The sequence below is a fragment of the Poseidonocella sp. HB161398 genome (assembly GCF_005870025.1).
In the GTDB taxonomy this organism is placed as follows: domain Bacteria; phylum Pseudomonadota; class Alphaproteobacteria; order Rhodobacterales; family Rhodobacteraceae; genus Mangrovicoccus.
In genome coordinates, this window is the sequence record NZ_VATA01000030.1 from 49,341 (window position 1) to 64,906 (window position 15,566).

The window sequence follows — 15,566 nt, forward strand, 5'->3', positions numbered from 1 at the left end:
TCACGCCGGCCAGTTGGCGGGGCGGAAATCCATGGCGAAGGACGGCGCCGCCTTCCAGGCCAGCGACTTCGCCTTGGCGGTGAAGGTGGCGTTCTGGTTGATCACGCCATAGGCCGGATCCTCGTATTCCACGATCTCCAGCATCCGGCGGAAGGCCTGCCTGCGCGCGGCCCGGTCGGTCGAGGTCTGCAGCACGCCGCAGAGCCGGTTGACCTCGTCATTGCCGTATTCGCCGGTCTGCACCGCCTGGCCCTGCGGGCCCCACTGGTTCGGCTGGGTGGCGACCGGATCGGGGAAGCTGCCGCCAGAGGACCAGTCATGGATGCCGCGGGTGCCTTCGGGATCCCAGATCTGCGCCCAGTTCTCCTTCATCTCGATCTCGACATTCAGCCCGGCCTGGTTCCACATCTCGACCATGACCTGCGCGGTGTTCACCTGCAGCGTGTAGTAGTCGTTGAGCAGGCGGTAGGGGATCGGCTCGCCCTTGTAGCCCGCCGCCGCCAGGAGCTCCTTCGACTTCTGCGGGTCGTAGGCGGGGGCGGCCCAGTCCGACAGGTACATGTCGCCGTACCATTCGAACTGGTCGCCCTTCGGCACCACCGTCTGGCCCATCCAGAGCTGGTCGACGATCAGCTGGCGGTCGACGGCATGCAGCATCGCCTGGCGCACGCGCGGATCGGCCAGCGCGGTGTCGTGCTTGTCGAAATTGGTGACGCGGATGTTGTTGATGATGCCGCCGGCGATCTCCAGCCGGGGATCGGCCGTCACCGTATCGAACTGGTCCGGGGTCAGGTCGCAGGCCATGTCGTACTGGCCCGCGCGCACGCCGTTGACCCGCTGGGAGGCCTCGGGAACCTGGACGAAGCGCAGCTCCTCGAGCGGCGGGCGGCCGCCGAAATACTCCTCATGCGCAACCAGGACCAGCTCGGTATCGGGGGTGAAGGAAGCGACCTTGTAGGGGCCGGTGCCGACCGGGCTGCGGGCGAAATCGAGCCAGCTCGGCGCCTCCTCGAAGGCGCGGCGGCTGATGATCTGGCTGCCGAGCGCCATGATGCGGCCTTCCATCGTGACATCCGGCGTCGCGTTGACGAAGCGCACGGTGTAGTCGCCGACGATCTCGACCTGGAGCAGCGACGGCCAGAGGCGGCGCGACACGGCCGGGACCTGCGGCGGCAGCTCCTTGCTGCGCTGGGTGATGCGCTCTTCGCTCACGGCGATGGTCCGGTCCCAGCCCTCGGGCGTGGTGTCGCCGAACATCCGCGCGGCGGAGAAGCTGAAGGCCACGTCCGCGGCGGTCATCTCGTCGCCATTGTGGAATTTGACGCCGCGGCGCAGCTCCAGCTCGACGGTGCGGTCGTCGATGCGGCGCCAGCCGGTGGCCAGCCGCGGCACCGGCTGCAGCTTGTCCTGGTAGTTCTGGCCGATCAGGCATTCGAGGTAGGAATTCATGATCCGCGTGCCGACATTCGACTGCTCGGTCAAGGGATCGAGCGTGTTCGAGGTGGCGATCTTCTGCACGGCGACGGTCAGCGACGGGCGGGCGGACTGGGCGAAGGACAGGCGCGGGGCGGCCAGCGCGGCGGCGCCGGACATGGCCAGGAAGCCGCGACGGGGAAGAAGGAGCATCGGGGGGATCTCTTTTCTGGTTGCGGTGCGGGGGTCAGGAGGCAGCGCGGCGGTTCACCAGCCCGCCGGGGCTGCTGGCATAGCCGGTCAGGCTGCGGTCGGCATGGCGCATGCGCCAGCTCAGCATCCGGCCGGCATACTCGGCCACCACCGCGGCATGGGCCGGATCGGCGGCGAGGTTGACGAATTGATGCGGGTCCGCCTCCAGGTCGAAGAGCAGCGGCGGCAGCGCGGCGAAATGCACGTATTTCCACTTGCCGTCGCGGATTACCGCCAGCGACGCTTCGTCCATCCCGACGCCCAGCTCCTCCTCCGGGCGGGAATAGAAGACGTTGCGGAAATCGTATTCGAAATGCGCCTCCTGCCGCCAGTCCGCGGGGGGCTGCCCGTCGAGGAAGGGCAAGAGCGAGCGGCCGTCGACATGGGCGGGCGGCGTGGCGCCGAGCCAGTCGAGGATGGTCGGCATCACGTCGACGCTCTCGGTGAAGGCGGTCTCCACCTCTCCGGCCCGGTCCGGGCGGCGCGGATCGCGGATGACCAGCGGGATGTGGTAGCTCTCGTCGTGATAGGCGACCTTGCCCAGCAGGTGGTGGTCGCCGAGCTGCTCGCCATGGTCGGAGGTGAAGACGATCAGCGTGTCGTCCCAGAGGCCCGCCTCCTCGAGCTCCGCGAAGACCCGGCCGAGCTGGTCGTCGATCTCGCTCATCAGCCCCCAGTAAGTGGCGCGCATCTGCCGGATCTCGGCCTCGCTCATATCCGCCGCGCGGCCCTGCGCCCCCTGGAAGAACCCGCCCTGCGAGGTGTCGCGCAGGTAGAACTCCAGCAGCGGATGCTGCGCGGCCTCGGCTTCGGCGCTCTCGGCGCGGACCGGGGCGGGCATCTCGGCGGGGTCGTACATCGCGTGGTAGGGTGCAGAGGCGACGAAGGGCGGGTGCGGCCGCCAGTAGCCCAGATGCAGGAAGAACGGCCGGCCCGGGGTCACGCCCTTGAGATAGCTCAGCGCGGCTTCGGTGAAGAAGGCCGTGTCGCTCAGATGTGCGGGGATCCGCGACGGACGGTCGGTCGCGCCGGGCACCGCATCCGCGCCCTCGGGCAGCCATATGTCGTCGCGCTTCGCGGGCAGCTCGACGCCGTTCTGCGCCAGCCAGCCGAAATAGGATTCCTTCTCCGGCTCGAAGCTGCAGATCGGGCGGAAGCCCTCCATCACGTCGCCGAGCCAGCCGAAGCGCGGATCGCCCGGTGCGGCGGCCCGCGGATCCGGCACCGAGGTCGAATAGCCGATCAGCGCCGGGTCGTAGCCCGAGGCGCGCAGCTCCGTCGCCAGATTGGCGTGGCGGCGGTCGAGCGGGATGGTGTTCTGCACCGCGCGGTGGGTCATCGCGTAGAGCCCGGTCATCAGGCTGGCCCGCGACGGGCCGCAGGGGACGGTGACGGTGTAGTGGCTGGCGAAGGTCGTGCCCTCGCGGCAGAGCCGGTCGATATTGGGCGTCCGCAGCCCCGCGGCCCCCAGACGGGCGAGCATGTCGCCGCGCCACTGGTCGACAACGATGAAGAGAACATTGGGGCCGGGCATGTCTGCACCTTCGGGAAACTCGGGAACTCGTTACCCGGCGCGATTAACACTCATCATGTGTATATAGCATGGCGCCCGCGTTAAACTCTTGTGACATCGCAGGCGGGCACGGCCGGAGCGCATGCGGCGCCCCGAAGCGCCAACGCCGCCGCGCTGTCGGCGACCGGGCCCGGGCGCTCCGGGAATGCCCGCCGCCCCGCCGGCGCGGCAGCGCCCTTTGGCCCGGCGCCGTGGTTCCCGACCACTGCGCGGGCCGCTTCGCCAAGCCGGAGGCCACCCCTGCCCGCCCCGCATGCCCTAGCCTCCTGGCCGCGACCCCGACCCGTTACCGTTCCCCCGCCAGCCCGGACCGGGAGAGCTCCAGCCGTCTCCACTGCATCCCGGGGCCCATCCGCCGGCCAGCACCCCCACGGCTCCGTCCGCCGCACCGCGTGCCGTGGCCTATCCGCAGGCCAGCACCCCACGGCTCCGGCCGCCGCAACCGCGTCCCGGGCCTGTCCGGAGGCCAGCACCGCCGCCGCGGGCCCGGAGTCCGGCGTCCTGACGCTCCCTGCGCCGCCCTCCGCCTCCGGATGGCCTGCATTGGGCGGGACGCGCCGCCCTGCTACCCGGTCTCCGGATGCCTGGGCAGGAGCCGTCACGGCGGCGGCGGACGGAACCCGGATCGGCACCCTGATTGCAGAGGTGATCGACAGCCAGCTCGCGCCGGAGGCCGATCCCGATATGGACCTCCAGGATCCGGCGTTCAGGGCCCATGCGCGCCCCGGCGAGATCGAGGCCGCCACGCAGGAGCCGCGCCGGCAGCCCGTCCCGGGGCGGCAGCTGCTGAAGCAGCGGCGGACGGGCGCGGCAGGACGCGGCGCTGCCCGCCTGACCGGCGGCCGCCTCTCCCTCATCCTCCGCCGCGTGGCCATGGCGGCTCTCCTGCTGCTCGGCATTGGCGCCATTCTGGCCATGCTGCTCGGCAGGTCCGCCACTTCGGCCAGCCCGCTGTCCCGCCAGCGCGGCCGGGCAGCCTGCCATCCTCGCCGTGCTGGCGGTCATCCTCCTGCGCCTCTCCTGGCCGCTGCGCAGTGCCTGGCGGCCGCAGGGCGCCGATGCCCGGGACGGGGCCGGGCTGCCGGAGCGGGAGGCGAAGAAGATGGCCGCGGAGGCCGAGCCGGAGCTGCTGCAGACCGAACGGCGGATCGTGACCGAGACCGTCGCGGCGCCGGCCAACGGGATGATGCCCTCCGGGTGCTCGAGCTGCGCGGCGACCGGCGCACCCAGCTTGCGGAGATCTGAAACCCCGCCCCGGCGATCCAGACCGAGGCCGAGCAGGACCTGCGCGCCGGGCGGCCGCTGATGCCCGGCGGCCGCACCGGCCCGGCCGGCGAGCGCGGCGCGGGCAAGACCGCGCTGACGCGGCCGTACTGCGACCGGCTGGTATCGGGGGGGGCGGCGGCCGACGTGGCCCGGGTGATGGTCTCGGCCCCGGTGCGCCAAGACACATCCTGCTTCTCTTCTCGCGGCTCTGCTGCGCCGTGCTGAGAGAGCGCGGCGGATGAGGCTGCCCGGCGCAGCGGCACGGCGCCGCTGGCTGCAGCTCCGGATCCCGCTGGCCGAACCCGGCTCCCTGCGCGCGGGCGGACTCGTCGCCATGGCGACGGCCCTGGCGCGCCTGGGGATGGCGGCCGTGCTGAACTGTGACGGCTATCGCAGCGCGCTGGCCCGCAGAGCGCCGGATCCGGCGGACGGGGCCCCCGCGCCTGCGCCGCGTCCGGGCAATGCGGTGGCCGTGCGGGCGCAGGTGCCCGGGCTGTCGCCGCTGCACTGCCCGGTCGCGGGTTAGGTGTTCTACGGCGCGGGGCTCCTGCTCTGCCGTCTGGGGCTGGGCGGCCTGCGCGCCCGGAAGGCACGCCAGTTCTTCGAGGACGCGCCCCGCGCGGTCGCCGGGAAGGAGGCCCGCGGCCTTGCGCAGGACCGGCCGCGGCAGCTCGCCTTCCAGCAGCGCGTCAAGGCCGGCTATGCCGACGGGCTGGAGCTGCCGGGCGAGCTCAAGGGCGGGCACAGCGGCGAGGAGGCTCTGGCCCGGCACCCGCTCTCCTTTCCGGAGGCCGCCGGCGGCGACCACCGGCTGGTCGAGGCCATCGTCGCGGCGACACTCCCGGCGCGGTGATGATCGGCATCGACGATGCTCGACAAGATCGACGACACCGGCCAGGCGAAGGCCTTCCGCAACGGCGTCAAGGCGCCTTTCGGCATCGGCGGCTACGTCTGCCTGATCTCCGTGTCAGAGCACGCGACGAGCAATTTAAAACTTCGCGGCCTGCTGTTCCGCGATGCATTCGATGACATCCTGCGGGGCGGCCCGCTCAGCCTCGACCGCGCGATCCGGCTAATCGAGCGCCGCGTGTTCCGGCTGCCGCCGCCGTTCCCGATGCCGTGCCACTGCCTGTCCGGCGGGCTGCCGCGCGACCTGATCGGGGTGTGCCGCCGCCTGCCGGAGGAGACGACCGCTCCGGAGGCCGGGGCCGAGACCCTGCCGGCGGCGGCCCTGCGGCTGGTGGCTGGTGGCTGGTGGCTCCCGATATCCGCGGGCGGCTGGCCGGGGCCAAGGCGGCCGCGCTCCAGAACGGCAGACGCGGTGACAACCGGCTGGTGGCGATGCTCGGGCGGATCGAGACGGATTGCGACTTGGCCGGCGCCGATGCCGCGCGGCTGATTGCGCTGCTGCCGGAGGCGGCCGCCGCCCTGGCCGACAGCGCAGCGGAGATGGCCAGGCCCGAGGTGCCCGCCGCGTCGGCCCTGGACTGCCGGGCGATGGCCGAGCTCACCGTCAATTTCGCCCTCGCCGCCACGGGGCTGGCTCTCTTCGGCCGGGCGCCCGATGCGGCCGGTCAGCGCGCGGCGCCCGCGCCCGGCGGTGCCGCGGCGCAGCTTGCCCGCGCGCGCGGCTGGCCGTCGCCGCTGGTGCGGAGACCGCCCTGTCCCGGATCCATGCCGTGTGCGCCGACGTCCCCGGCCCCGGCCCCGCGCCAGTGCACGCCGCGCCGGACCCTGCCCCGCCTGGTGGATGGCGATGCGCACCGCTCGCCCGGCCGCATCCGGGCCGCGGGCGCCATGCGGTCTCCACGTCCCGCCGATCGTGCCGCCCGCCGGTCCAGGACGTTCCTTCGCGCGGGCTTCTTCCCCAGGCCACGTCCGGGAGAGCGCAGACGGGCGGTCTTCCCGGCAGCGTCTCCCGGGGCGGACCCGCCTGTTCCGGGGATGCAGGGCCTCGGCCGCTCCTCCGGGACGCTGCGCCGATTGACGGCAGCTGCAGACAGCAGGGGCAGCCGGACGCCCGTCCGGCACCTGCTCCAGCGCCCATGTCACGGCTTGCGACGGGGCCGTCCGGCGCATCATCTTGCCCGGCGCCCCGGGACGCGGTCCGCAGGCGAGACGGGACCTGTCGCCACGATCGGGATGTCTGATCGCGGCGCAGCGGCCCGCCAGCATCGGCCCGCCGATGTCCGGATCGTCGGCTTGGCCTTCCGGTCCTCTGCTCCGCAGGCAAAGCCCGGATCGCGAGCTCCGGACAATGCGGTGCGTCGACCGCCGCGCCCCTTGCTGCGCCCGGCGGCGGGGTTGCCGCGCCGACATTTCCGTCCGATCTGCTGCCTCTGCCTGCGGGCGGAAGCGCCAGGTTCAAAACTGCGCAGAAATTCCTCGCATGATGAAAAATGCGCCCAGTAGACGGCCACGCCGCTGGATTCCGCAGGAAAACGGTTGTCCGCGCCGCCGTCTGGTGAAAGAGGAATGCAAACGATTGCCAAACGTGACGCCCGACCCGGGACCGGCCTGCCTTGCAGGCGGCCCGGCGGCGCACCGATCCGAGCAGAGGAAGACAAGACAGATGCCCGAGACCCGCCATGACGTGCTGATCGTCGGTTCCGGGGCGGCCGGGGCCTTCGCGGCCCGCGAACTGACCGCCCAGGGCCTCAGCGTGCTGATGCTGGAGGCCGGCCCGCCGGTGGGTCCGCGCCATTTCCGCGCCGCGAAGCCCAAGCCCAAGACCGCCATCAACCTGACCGAGCGCGGTCTCGCCACGCTGGCGGGCCAGCACCTGCAGGCCCGCGCGCTGTTCTTCTCGCGCAAGATGGGCCGGTTCTTCGTCAATGACCGCAGGAACCCCTATACCACCCCGAAGGGCGAGCCCTTCCTCTGGGTGCGCGGCCGCCAGGAAGGCGGGCGAATGCATTCCTTCGGCCGGGTGCTGATGCGCTGGACCGACGACGATTTCCGCCTGCGGAGCCGGGCGGGACGCGGGCTCGACTGGGCGTTCGACTATGCCGAGATTGCGCCCTATTACGAGGAGGTGGAGCAGATGCTCGGCCTCTACGGCAACGAGGACGGGGCGGCGACCATGCCGGACAGTCTCTACGCCCATCCCGCCTATCTCACGGAAGCAGAACGTCTTTTCCGCGACCGGGTCGAGGCGGAGGACCCCGCGATGCGGGTCGTGTCCTGGCGCTACGTGGCGGCCGCGCCCGACCGGATGCTGGCGCCGATGCGCGAGGCCAAGGCCAGCGGCCTGCTGGAGATCCGCCATGACGCGGTGGTGCGCCGGGTGCTGACGGACAAGGCCGGTCGCGCGGCCGGGGTCGAATTCACTGACCGGATCGGGCGGGACGCGCATGTCGCGCGTGCCGCGGCGGTCGTGCTCTGCGCCTCGCCGGTGGAGACCGTGCGGCTGATGCTGAACTCGGCCTCGGACAGCCATCCGGACGGGCTGGGCAACAGCTCGGGCAAGCTGGGACGCTACTTCATGGACCAGCTTCCGGTGCTGGCGCAGGGCCAGTTCCCGGCGGCGCGCGGCTGGGAGGAGGACCGATCCCCGCCCGCGGATCCGTTCTACGCGAAGCCCGGCGGGATCTTCATCGCCCGCGCCGACCGCCCCGTGACCGAGCGCGGCGAATACGCCTTCCAGGGCAGCCTGGGGCGCGCGGCCGTCCCGGACCGGAACGACCCCGCGGCTTTCTCCTTCTTCGGCTTCGGCCAGATGCTGCCGCATGAGGACAACCGGATCACGCTCGATCCGGCGCGCCTCGATGCCTGGGGAATCCCGGTTCCGCATATCCGCTGCGTCATGCATGACTACGAAAAAACGCTGATCCAGCGCCAGCAGGAGGAGCTGATGGAGATCGTTTGCCGCGCGGGCGGCGAATTCGACTTCATTGGCTCGCCGCTGGGCCTGACCGAGATGAACCGCGGCGGCTTCCCGCATGCCGATCCGGTCAGCCGGCTGTTCTTCCGCAAGATGTTCACCCGCTCGATGTGCATGGGCTCGGCGATCCACGAGACCGGCGGCGCCGTGATGGGCACGGACCCGGCGGCCTCGGTGGTCAATACCTGGGGGCAGAGCTGGGACGTGCCGAACCTGGTCGTCGCCGATGCCAGCACTTTCGCGGGCAGCGGCGTCAGCGGCACGACGCTGACGGTGATGGCCCAGGCGGTCCGCGCCTGCCGGCACCTGGCCGGCGAGCTGGCCGCGGGGCGGCTCTAGCGCGGCGGCGCGAGGCTGTCGCCGGGACGGAAGGCGGCCGGGATCTCGATCAGCCGCGCCTCGGGCGGGGTGCCGGTCTCGATCTCCTCGACGAGAAGCTGGGCGGCGAACCCGCCCAGCCGCCCGGGGCTCTGGTCATAGGTCGAAATCGACGGGCGCAGGAAGCGCAGCGCGTGCAGCCCGTCGAAGGAGATCAGCGACAGGTCCCGCGGAATCGACAAGCCCGCGGTCATCACCGTGCTCTGGAAGCCGAGCGCCACCTCGTCGGCCCAGCTGATCACCGCGCTTGGCCGATCCGTCAGCGCCAAGTACTGATGCGCGGCGGAAACCCCTGTATCTACGCTGAAATCCGCGACGATCTTGGTCAGCCCGGCATCCGTGCCGAAGCGCTGCAGCAGGCCCGAGCGGACACCGGCCTCCCGCTGGGTGCTGTGGTAGCTGTTGGGCGGACCGCTGATGAAGGCGAAGCGCTCATGCCCCAGATCGGCCAGCCGCCCGACCGCCTCGATCATCGACTGGCGGTCGCTGGAGACGACGGAGCGGATGCCCAGATGGGCCAGATCCTCGGTCAGGCTGACCATCGGCAGGCCCGCATCCAGCATGTCGCGCCCGTCGCTCGCGGGCGGTTGCGCGGCGAAGAGGATGACGCCGCTGACCTGCCTGCCGAAGACCAGATCCAGCGCGTGATTGCTGGTCGCGGTGGTGAAATCCGTGGTCACCACGCTCAGCGCGTAGCCCTGGGTGCTGATGTATTTCTGGATGCCCGCGATCGCCTCTCCCGCGACGGTGGAGATGATCGAGCCCTTGTGGTTCGGCATGACCGCCAGGATCGTTCGGGAATGCCCCAGCCGCAGGTTGCGCGCCGCGATATTCGGATGGTAGCCCAGCTCCTGGGCGATCCGCAGCACCTTTTCCCGCGTCTTCTTCGAGATCCGGTCGGGAAAGGACAGTGCCCGGCTGACGGTGGAGACGGAGACGCCGGCCTCCTTGGCGACATCCTGCAGCGACACCTTGCCCTTCGGCGGACTCGTCATGGCGGACCATCCCTTCGCGGATTGCGCAAGAATTCTACAATCGATTGCAGAGAATTGCACAACAAACATGCGGCGCATATCTGCCGTTCGTCGTTCTAGCGTGAAACCCGGCTAAATGAAAGATTTTCCGTTGCATCTGCCGCGGCAGTCAGGCGAAGCAATCGTTGTCAAACGTTTGCCAAATACCGCTGCGAACGGCGGATGGCAAAGCAGCGGGCCCCCGCAGGGCCCGGCACGTCGCGAGAAGGACCCGGCATGACTGACCGCAAACTGGCCGTCGATCTGATCACGTTCTACCATCCGGGCTTCTGGGGCGTGGAGGACACCGCCGCCGTCGGCGCGCTGTGCGAGCGCGACCCCAAGGCCTTCTGGGACCGCATGCTCGACGCGATCGCGGGCTCGGGCGTGACCGGGGTCGAATGCACCTTCGGCCCCTTCTCCTACCAGATGGCGCTGCGCGCCTACGGCTCGGTGCCGGCGATCCGCGCCGAGCTGGAGCGCCGCGGACTGGTGATGATCTCGGGCTTCCTCTCGGGCTTCGACCGCCATGGCGATCTGGAGGACCCGCAGGTGCGGGCGGAGATCTGCGCCAAAGCGGTGGCCTATGCCGAAGTGCTCGGCGCGCTCGGCGGGCATGCACTGGTCGCCGGGCTGCCGATGCGGCGGACCAGGGGCGAGGCGCCGGTGCAGTTCGTCGATCTGGATCTGGCGCGGCCGCTGGCGCGTCTGCTCAACGAGATCGGCGCGGCGATCGCGCCCCACGGCATTGCGCTGGCGCTGCATACCGAAAGCCATTCGGTGATGTGCACGGCCCGCGATGTCGATCTCTTCATGCTGCTGACCGATCCGCTCTATGTCGGGCTCTGCCCCGACAGCGCGCATCTGACGCTGTCCGGCGCCGATCCGGTGGCGGTCCTGGCGCGGCACCGCGACCGGCTGGTGACCTCGCACTGGAAGGACGCGACCGGGCCGATGCCGCTGGACGTGCCGGTCGACGAGACGATCCACCAGCGCCACCAGCCCTATTTCCAGGATCTGGGCGCGGGCTGCGTCGACTGGCCCGCCTGGGCCGCGCTGCACCGCGCGCCGGCCTATCAGGGCTGGAACATCCTCGAGGTCGACGCGACGCCCGATCCGGTGAGGACCATCACCGAGGGCCGCCGCTTCGTCGAGGACAAGCTTGCCGAATTCATGGCCTGAGACCGGGGCAACCGGCGGCCGCAACACGCAACAGACAGGGAAACACGAGATGAAGCCCTTCCTCCCCACGACTCTCGCGCTGCTCCTCGCCTCCGGCAGCGCCTTCGCCCAGGAGATCGAAGTCTCCAACAGCTGGGTTTCCGGCGGCGAAGTGGCCGGCAAGCAGGTCGTGATCGACGCGCTGAAGGCGCGCGGCTACGACTGGGTCGATTTCTCCATCGCGGGCTACGAGAACGAGCAGGCCGCCTTCATGGCGCGGGTGCAGGCGGGCGACCCGCCGGGCGCCAAGATGTACATCATCGGCCCGGCCGCCGCCGAACTGGCCGAGATGGACATGCTGGTCCCGATCGAGGAGCCGCTGGCCGCCTCCGGCGCGGCCGGCGCGATCCCCGCGATGGTCGCGGAGAAGATGCAGCTCTCGGGCAAGCCCTACTACGCGCCGATCTCGGTGCATGGCGAAAGCTGGGTGTTCTACTCCAAGCCGGTGATGGCGGAGATCGGCTATGACGAGATGCCCTCGGACTGGGACGGGTTCTTCGCGATGCTCGACGCCGCGAAGGAGGCCGGCTACATCCCCGTCGCCTTCTCGGGCCAGGCCTGGCAGACCAACAAGGTCTTCAACCAGATCCTGCTGTCGCTGCTGGGCCGCGAGGCCTATTCGGCGATGCTTTCCGAGGCGGACGAGGAGATCGTCATGTCGGACGCGTTCCTGCAGGCCGTCGACATCTTCGACCGGCTGCACGGCTATGTCGGCGAAGGCACCGCGGGCATGAACTGGAACGACGCCACCGCCCAGGTGATCCGCGACGAGGCACTGCTGCAGTTCCAGGGAGACTGGGCCAAGGGCGAGTTCCTGGCCGCCGACGAGGCCGCGGGCGAGGATTACGGCTGCGCGGTCAATCCCGGCATGGGCGACATGCTGGTGGTGGTCGATAGCTTCGCCTTCCCCCGCAAGGAGGGGCTGCAGGACGCGCAATACGCGCTGGCCGAGGTCCTGCTCGATCCGGAGGTGCAGCGCCAGTTCAACCTGCTCAAGGGCTCCTTCCCGGTGCGCACCGATGTCGACATGAGCGCGTTCGACATCTGCGCGCAGATCGGATCGCAGAAGATGGCCGAGGGCGCGATCGCCGCCGACATGAACCTGGTGCTCGACCGCGTGGTCAACGGCCAGATCGTCGACCTGATCAACGAGTTCTGGGCCGCCCCCTATGATCACGAGGATTTCCGCGCGGACTACCTCGACGCGCTGACCTACTGAGCAGAGCGACACCGGTCCGGAGCGCGCCCCGCTCCGGACCCTCCAGGGAAACGAACCACATGAAGACCAGCCCCCGGAACGGCCCGCCGCGCTTCCGACACTGGCCCGCCGCCCTGGCGCTGAGCCCGGTCTGGGCGATCGCGCTCCTCCTCTTCGTCGGCACGGCCGGCTATACTGTCTATCTCTCCTTCACCGCCTCGCGGATGATGCCGGTCAACGAGTTCGTGGGCTTCGAGCACTACATCAAGCTCTTCGGCACGCGGCGCTGGAACACCTCGCTCGCCAATATGGGCATCCTCTGCGTGACCTACGTGCTGGGCTGCCTGGTGCTGGGCTTCCTGCTGGCGGCCGCGCTCGACCGCAAGGTGCGCTTCGAGAACACGCTCAGGACGATCTTCCTCTATCCGCAGGCAGTGTCCTTCGTGGTGACGGGGCTCGTCTGGCAATGGCTGATGAACCCGGGCCTCGGCATCCAGGCCGCCGTGCAGGGCTGGGGCTGGGAGAGCTTCACCTTCGACTGGACCCAGCACCGCGGCACCGCGATCTACGCCGTCGCCATTGCCGGGCTCTGGCAGGGCGCAGGGCTGACGATGATCCTGCTGCTCGCCGGGCTGCGCGGCATCGACCATTCGCTGTGGCAGGCGGCACGGGTCGAGGGCATCCCGCTCTGGCGGACCTATGTCTCGGTCATCCTGCCCGAGCTGACCCCCGCCATCGCCACCGCCGCGACGCTCCTTTTCATGGGGATCGTGCGGACCTACGACCTGATCGTCGCCATGACGAATGGCGGGCCGGGCTCGGCCACCGAGCTGCCCGCCAAGTTCATCATGGACAACCTCTTCGACCGCATGAACATCGGCGCCGCCACCGCCGGGGCCTCGGTGATGCTGATCAGCGTCATGGCCGTGATCGTGCCGGTCCTCTACATCCGCGCGCTCCGCAAGGGCGGCCGGAAACCGGTGTGACCATGACTGCCAGACCCCGCGCCGCCCGCGGCATCACCCGAGAGGCCGAGGGCCCCAGGCCCTTCCGCGTCGAGCCGGGCCGGATCGGCCTCTACCTCTTCCTCGCGGTGGCCGCCGCCTTCTTCATCCTGCCGCTCTACGTGATGCTGGCAACCTCGTTCAAATCGCTCGACGAGGTGCGGCTGGCGCAGATCTTCGCGCTGCCGCACACGCTCGACATCTCCGCCTGGATCGCCGCCTGGACCTCGGACTGCGAGCCGGGCCAGTGCTTCGGCATCTCGGCGGGCTTCTGGAACTCGGTGAAGATCACCGTGCCCTCGACCGCGATCTCGGTCCTGCTCGGCGCCTTCGTCGGCTACATCCTGTCCTTCTGGCGGCCGAAAGGGGCGGACACGCTGTTTGCCATCATCGTGCTGGCGGGCTTCATCCCGCTGCAGGTCTTCGTCTATCCGGTGGTGCGCGCCTTCGCCTGGCTGAACCTCTACGGCACGCTCTCGGGCATCGTCCTCGTGCACGTGATCTTCTCGCTGCCGCTGACCGTGCTCCTGTTCCGCAACTACTATGCCGCGATCCCGCACGACCTCTTCCAGGCGGCGCGGATCGACGGGGCGGGCTTCCTGCGGATCTTCTGGTCGCTGATGCTGCCGATGACCGGGCCGATGCTGGTGGTCGCGGGGATCCTGCAATTCACCGGCATCTGGAACGACTTCCTGCTCGGCCTCGTCTTCGCCGGACGGGAGAACCTGCCAATGACGGTGCAGCTCAACAACACAGTCAACGTGACCTTCGGCGAGGTCCGCTACAACGTGAACATGGCGGCGACGCTGCTGACCGCGGCGGTGCCGCTGGCGGCCTATTTCGTCTCCGGCCGCTGGTTCGTGCGCGGCATCACCGCCGGCGCCGTGAAGGGATGACCATGGACCCCATTCTCGACATCCGCAACGCCTCGATCGCCTACGGGCAGACGGTGGTCGTGCCCGAGCTCGACCTTTCGGTTGCCCCGGGCGAGTTCATCGTGCTGCTCGGCCCGTCGGGCTGCGGGAAATCCACGCTGCTCTCGGCGATTGCCGGGCTCACCGACCTCGCAGGCGGCCAGATCTGGATCCGCGGCCAGAACGTCACCTGGGCCGAGCCCAAGGACCGCGGCATCGGCATGGTGTTCCAGTCCTACGCGCTCTATCCGCGCATGACGGTGGAGCAGAACCTCAGCTTCGGGCTGAAGGTCGGCGGCACCGACAAGGCGACGATCCGCCGGAAGGTCGCCGAGACCGCCGGGATCCTGCAGCTGGAGCCGCTGCTGAAGCGCCGCCCGGCCGATCTTTCCGGCGGCCAGCGCCAGCGCGTCGCGATCGGCCGCGCGCTGGTGCGCGATGTCGATGTCTTCCTCTTCGACGAGCCGCTGTCCAATCTCGACGCCAAGCTGCGCGGCGAACTCAGGATCGAGATCAAGCGCCTGCACGAGGAGCTGCAGCGCACCATGGTCTATGTCACCCATGACCAGGTCGAGGCGATGACGCTTGCCGACCGGATCGTGGTGATGAAGGACGGCCATATCCAGCAGGTCGGCACCCCGGCCGAGGTCTATGGCAGCCCGGCCAATCTCTTCGTCGCGGGCTTCGTCGGCTCGCCGCCGATGAACCTGCTCGCCGGGCAGCTCTCCGGCGGGGAGCTGGCGCTCGGCGACGGGACGCGGGTGACGATGACCGGCTATCCCCTGCCCGAGGGCGCGGCGGGGGCGGCGATCCTCGGCCTGCGCCCCGAACAGCTCTTCCCGCTCGAGGGCGCGCTGCCCGAGGGCGCCTGCCGGCTCGACGCGCGCATCGACATGGCCGAGGAGCTGGGGCCGTCGACGGTGCTCTGGTGCGACATCGCCGGGACGCGCTGCTGCTACAGCGTGCCGGGGCGCGGCGCGCAGGCCCATGGCGCCGAGCTGCCGCTCTTCTTCTATCCCGGCGCGGCCTCGCTCTTCGACGCGCAGACCGGGCAGCGGCTATGACCCCGCCGCCCTGACCCGGAGGCCGCCCTGTGCTTCCCCGGGTCAGGGCGCGCGCACAGCCGGAGCCGGGGCCGCAGCAACGGCCTGTCCGGGCCCGGACAGGCAGGGCCGGGGCTGCGGTCGCGTCCCGTCCGGCCCCGGACCGGCAGAGCCGGGACACGACGGGCTCCGCTCGTTCATGGGCGCGCGGGCCGCGGGGAAATCGAGATGCGCCGCACAGGCTGCCCACCGCCCGGGGACCGGCCGCGCGCGGACTTCTGGCTCGGGCAATCTGGACGCGGATCCAGAGGCGGTCTTCTTTTGCGCCCACGCGCGATCTGCGCCCGCGTCCGCGCTTGCGGCCGCCCTCTGCCCCGCAACGCGGCTCGAAGCACGCGGAAAAAGCGA

13 protein-coding genes are annotated in these 15,566 nt (G+C 70.3%); 10 read left to right on the top strand and 3 right to left on the bottom strand.

The window, feature by feature from the left end:
* Positions 1-1,626, bottom strand: coding sequence for an ABC transporter substrate-binding protein (locus tag FGX59_RS21335; protein ID WP_138469150.1), 1,626 nt, complete (start codon positions 1,624-1,626; stop codon positions 1-3).
* Positions 1,627-1,660: 34 nt separating this feature from the next.
* Positions 1,661-3,199, bottom strand: coding sequence for a phosphoric/sulfuric ester hydrolase PehA (pehA, locus tag FGX59_RS21340; RefSeq protein ID WP_138469151.1), 1,539 nt, complete (start codon positions 3,197-3,199; stop codon positions 1,661-1,663).
* A gap of 684 nt (positions 3,200-3,883) precedes the next feature.
* On the opposite strand from pehA, the gene FGX59_RS21345 reads away from it, so the two are divergent.
* The 5 genes from FGX59_RS21345 to FGX59_RS21365 all read left to right on the top strand — a co-directional run bounded on the left by FGX59_RS21345 (position 3,884) and on the right by FGX59_RS21365 (position 8,726).
* Positions 3,884-4,483 (top strand): hypothetical protein, encoded by a 600-nt coding sequence (locus FGX59_RS21345; protein ID WP_138469152.1) that lies wholly within the window; start codon positions 3,884-3,886, stop codon positions 4,481-4,483.
* 259 nt (positions 4,484-4,742) lie between these two features.
* Positions 4,743-5,030 carry a hypothetical protein gene (locus tag FGX59_RS21350; protein ID WP_138469153.1) on the top strand — a complete coding sequence of 96 codons (288 nt, stop codon included), beginning with the start codon at positions 4,743-4,745 and terminating at the stop codon, positions 5,028-5,030.
* Positions 5,031-5,357: a hypothetical protein gene (locus FGX59_RS21355; protein ID WP_138469154.1), complete on the top strand. Its 327-nt coding sequence runs from the start codon at positions 5,031-5,033 to the stop codon at positions 5,355-5,357.
* A 15-nt stretch (positions 5,358-5,372) separates the two neighbouring features.
* Positions 5,373-5,903, top strand: coding sequence for a hypothetical protein (locus tag FGX59_RS21360; protein WP_138469155.1), 531 nt, complete (start codon positions 5,373-5,375; stop codon positions 5,901-5,903).
* Positions 5,904-7,076: 1,173 nt separating this feature from the next.
* Entirely contained in the window at positions 7,077-8,726 is a 1,650-nt protein-coding gene (locus FGX59_RS21365) for a GMC oxidoreductase (RefSeq protein ID WP_138469156.1), read from the top strand.
* Here FGX59_RS21365 and FGX59_RS21370 read toward each other — a convergent pair.
* The gene (locus FGX59_RS21370) at positions 8,723-9,760 is read right to left on the bottom strand and encodes a LacI family DNA-binding transcriptional regulator (RefSeq protein WP_171060763.1); all 1,038 of its coding nucleotides are present in this window, start codon (positions 9,758-9,760) and stop codon (positions 8,723-8,725) included. The two genes, FGX59_RS21365 and FGX59_RS21370, sit on opposite strands and share 4 nt — an antisense overlap.
* A 255-nt stretch (positions 9,761-10,015) precedes the next feature.
* Between FGX59_RS21370 and FGX59_RS21375 the strand changes: the two genes are divergently transcribed.
* Genes FGX59_RS21375 through FGX59_RS21395 form a run of 5 tightly spaced genes read left to right on the top strand, consistent with a single transcriptional unit; the run spans position 10,016 to position 15,179 of the window.
* Positions 10,016-10,960, top strand: a complete 945-nt coding sequence (locus tag FGX59_RS21375) for a sugar phosphate isomerase/epimerase (RefSeq protein ID WP_138469158.1) — start codon at positions 10,016-10,018, stop codon at positions 10,958-10,960.
* Between the two features lie 49 nt (positions 10,961-11,009).
* A complete protein-coding gene (locus FGX59_RS21380) occupies positions 11,010-12,218 on the top strand; it encodes an ABC transporter substrate-binding protein (RefSeq protein ID WP_138469159.1) in 1,209 nt (402 codons plus the stop codon).
* A gap of 59 nt (positions 12,219-12,277) precedes the next feature.
* Positions 12,278-13,183 (top strand): carbohydrate ABC transporter permease, encoded by a 906-nt coding sequence (locus FGX59_RS21385; RefSeq protein WP_138469160.1) that lies wholly within the window; start codon positions 12,278-12,280, stop codon positions 13,181-13,183.
* Between the two features lie 2 nt (positions 13,184-13,185).
* Positions 13,186-14,097, top strand: a complete 912-nt coding sequence (locus FGX59_RS21390) for a carbohydrate ABC transporter permease (protein WP_138469161.1) — start codon at positions 13,186-13,188, stop codon at positions 14,095-14,097.
* Between the two features lie 2 nt (positions 14,098-14,099).
* Positions 14,100-15,179 carry an ABC transporter ATP-binding protein gene (locus FGX59_RS21395; protein WP_138469162.1) on the top strand — a complete coding sequence of 360 codons (1,080 nt, stop codon included), beginning with the start codon at positions 14,100-14,102 and terminating at the stop codon, positions 15,177-15,179.
* The last annotated feature ends 387 nt before the right edge of the window (positions 15,180-15,566 follow it).

Coding starts and splice junctions, on each gene's coding strand:
- FGX59_RS21335 (WP_138469150.1), bottom strand. CDS start 1,626: ATGCTCCTTCTTCCCCGTCGCGGCTTCCTGGCCATGTCCGGCGCCGCC.
- FGX59_RS21390 (WP_138469161.1), top strand. CDS start 13,186: ATGACTGCCAGACCCCGCGCCGCCCGCGGCATCACCCGAGAGGCCGAG.
- FGX59_RS21370 (WP_171060763.1), bottom strand. CDS start 9,760: ATGACGAGTCCGCCGAAGGGCAAGGTGTCGCTGCAGGATGTCGCCAAG.
- pehA (WP_138469151.1), bottom strand. CDS start 3,199: ATGCCCGGCCCCAATGTTCTCTTCATCGTTGTCGACCAGTGGCGCGGC.
- FGX59_RS21375 (WP_138469158.1), top strand. CDS start 10,016: ATGACTGACCGCAAACTGGCCGTCGATCTGATCACGTTCTACCATCCG.
- FGX59_RS21380 (WP_138469159.1), top strand. CDS start 11,010: ATGAAGCCCTTCCTCCCCACGACTCTCGCGCTGCTCCTCGCCTCCGGC.
- FGX59_RS21365 (WP_138469156.1), top strand. CDS start 7,077: ATGCCCGAGACCCGCCATGACGTGCTGATCGTCGGTTCCGGGGCGGCC.
- FGX59_RS21350 (WP_138469153.1), top strand. CDS start 4,743: ATGAGGCTGCCCGGCGCAGCGGCACGGCGCCGCTGGCTGCAGCTCCGG.
- FGX59_RS21395 (WP_138469162.1), top strand. CDS start 14,100: ATGGACCCCATTCTCGACATCCGCAACGCCTCGATCGCCTACGGGCAG.
- FGX59_RS21385 (WP_138469160.1), top strand. CDS start 12,278: ATGAAGACCAGCCCCCGGAACGGCCCGCCGCGCTTCCGACACTGGCCC.
- FGX59_RS21360 (WP_138469155.1), top strand. CDS start 5,373: ATGCTCGACAAGATCGACGACACCGGCCAGGCGAAGGCCTTCCGCAAC.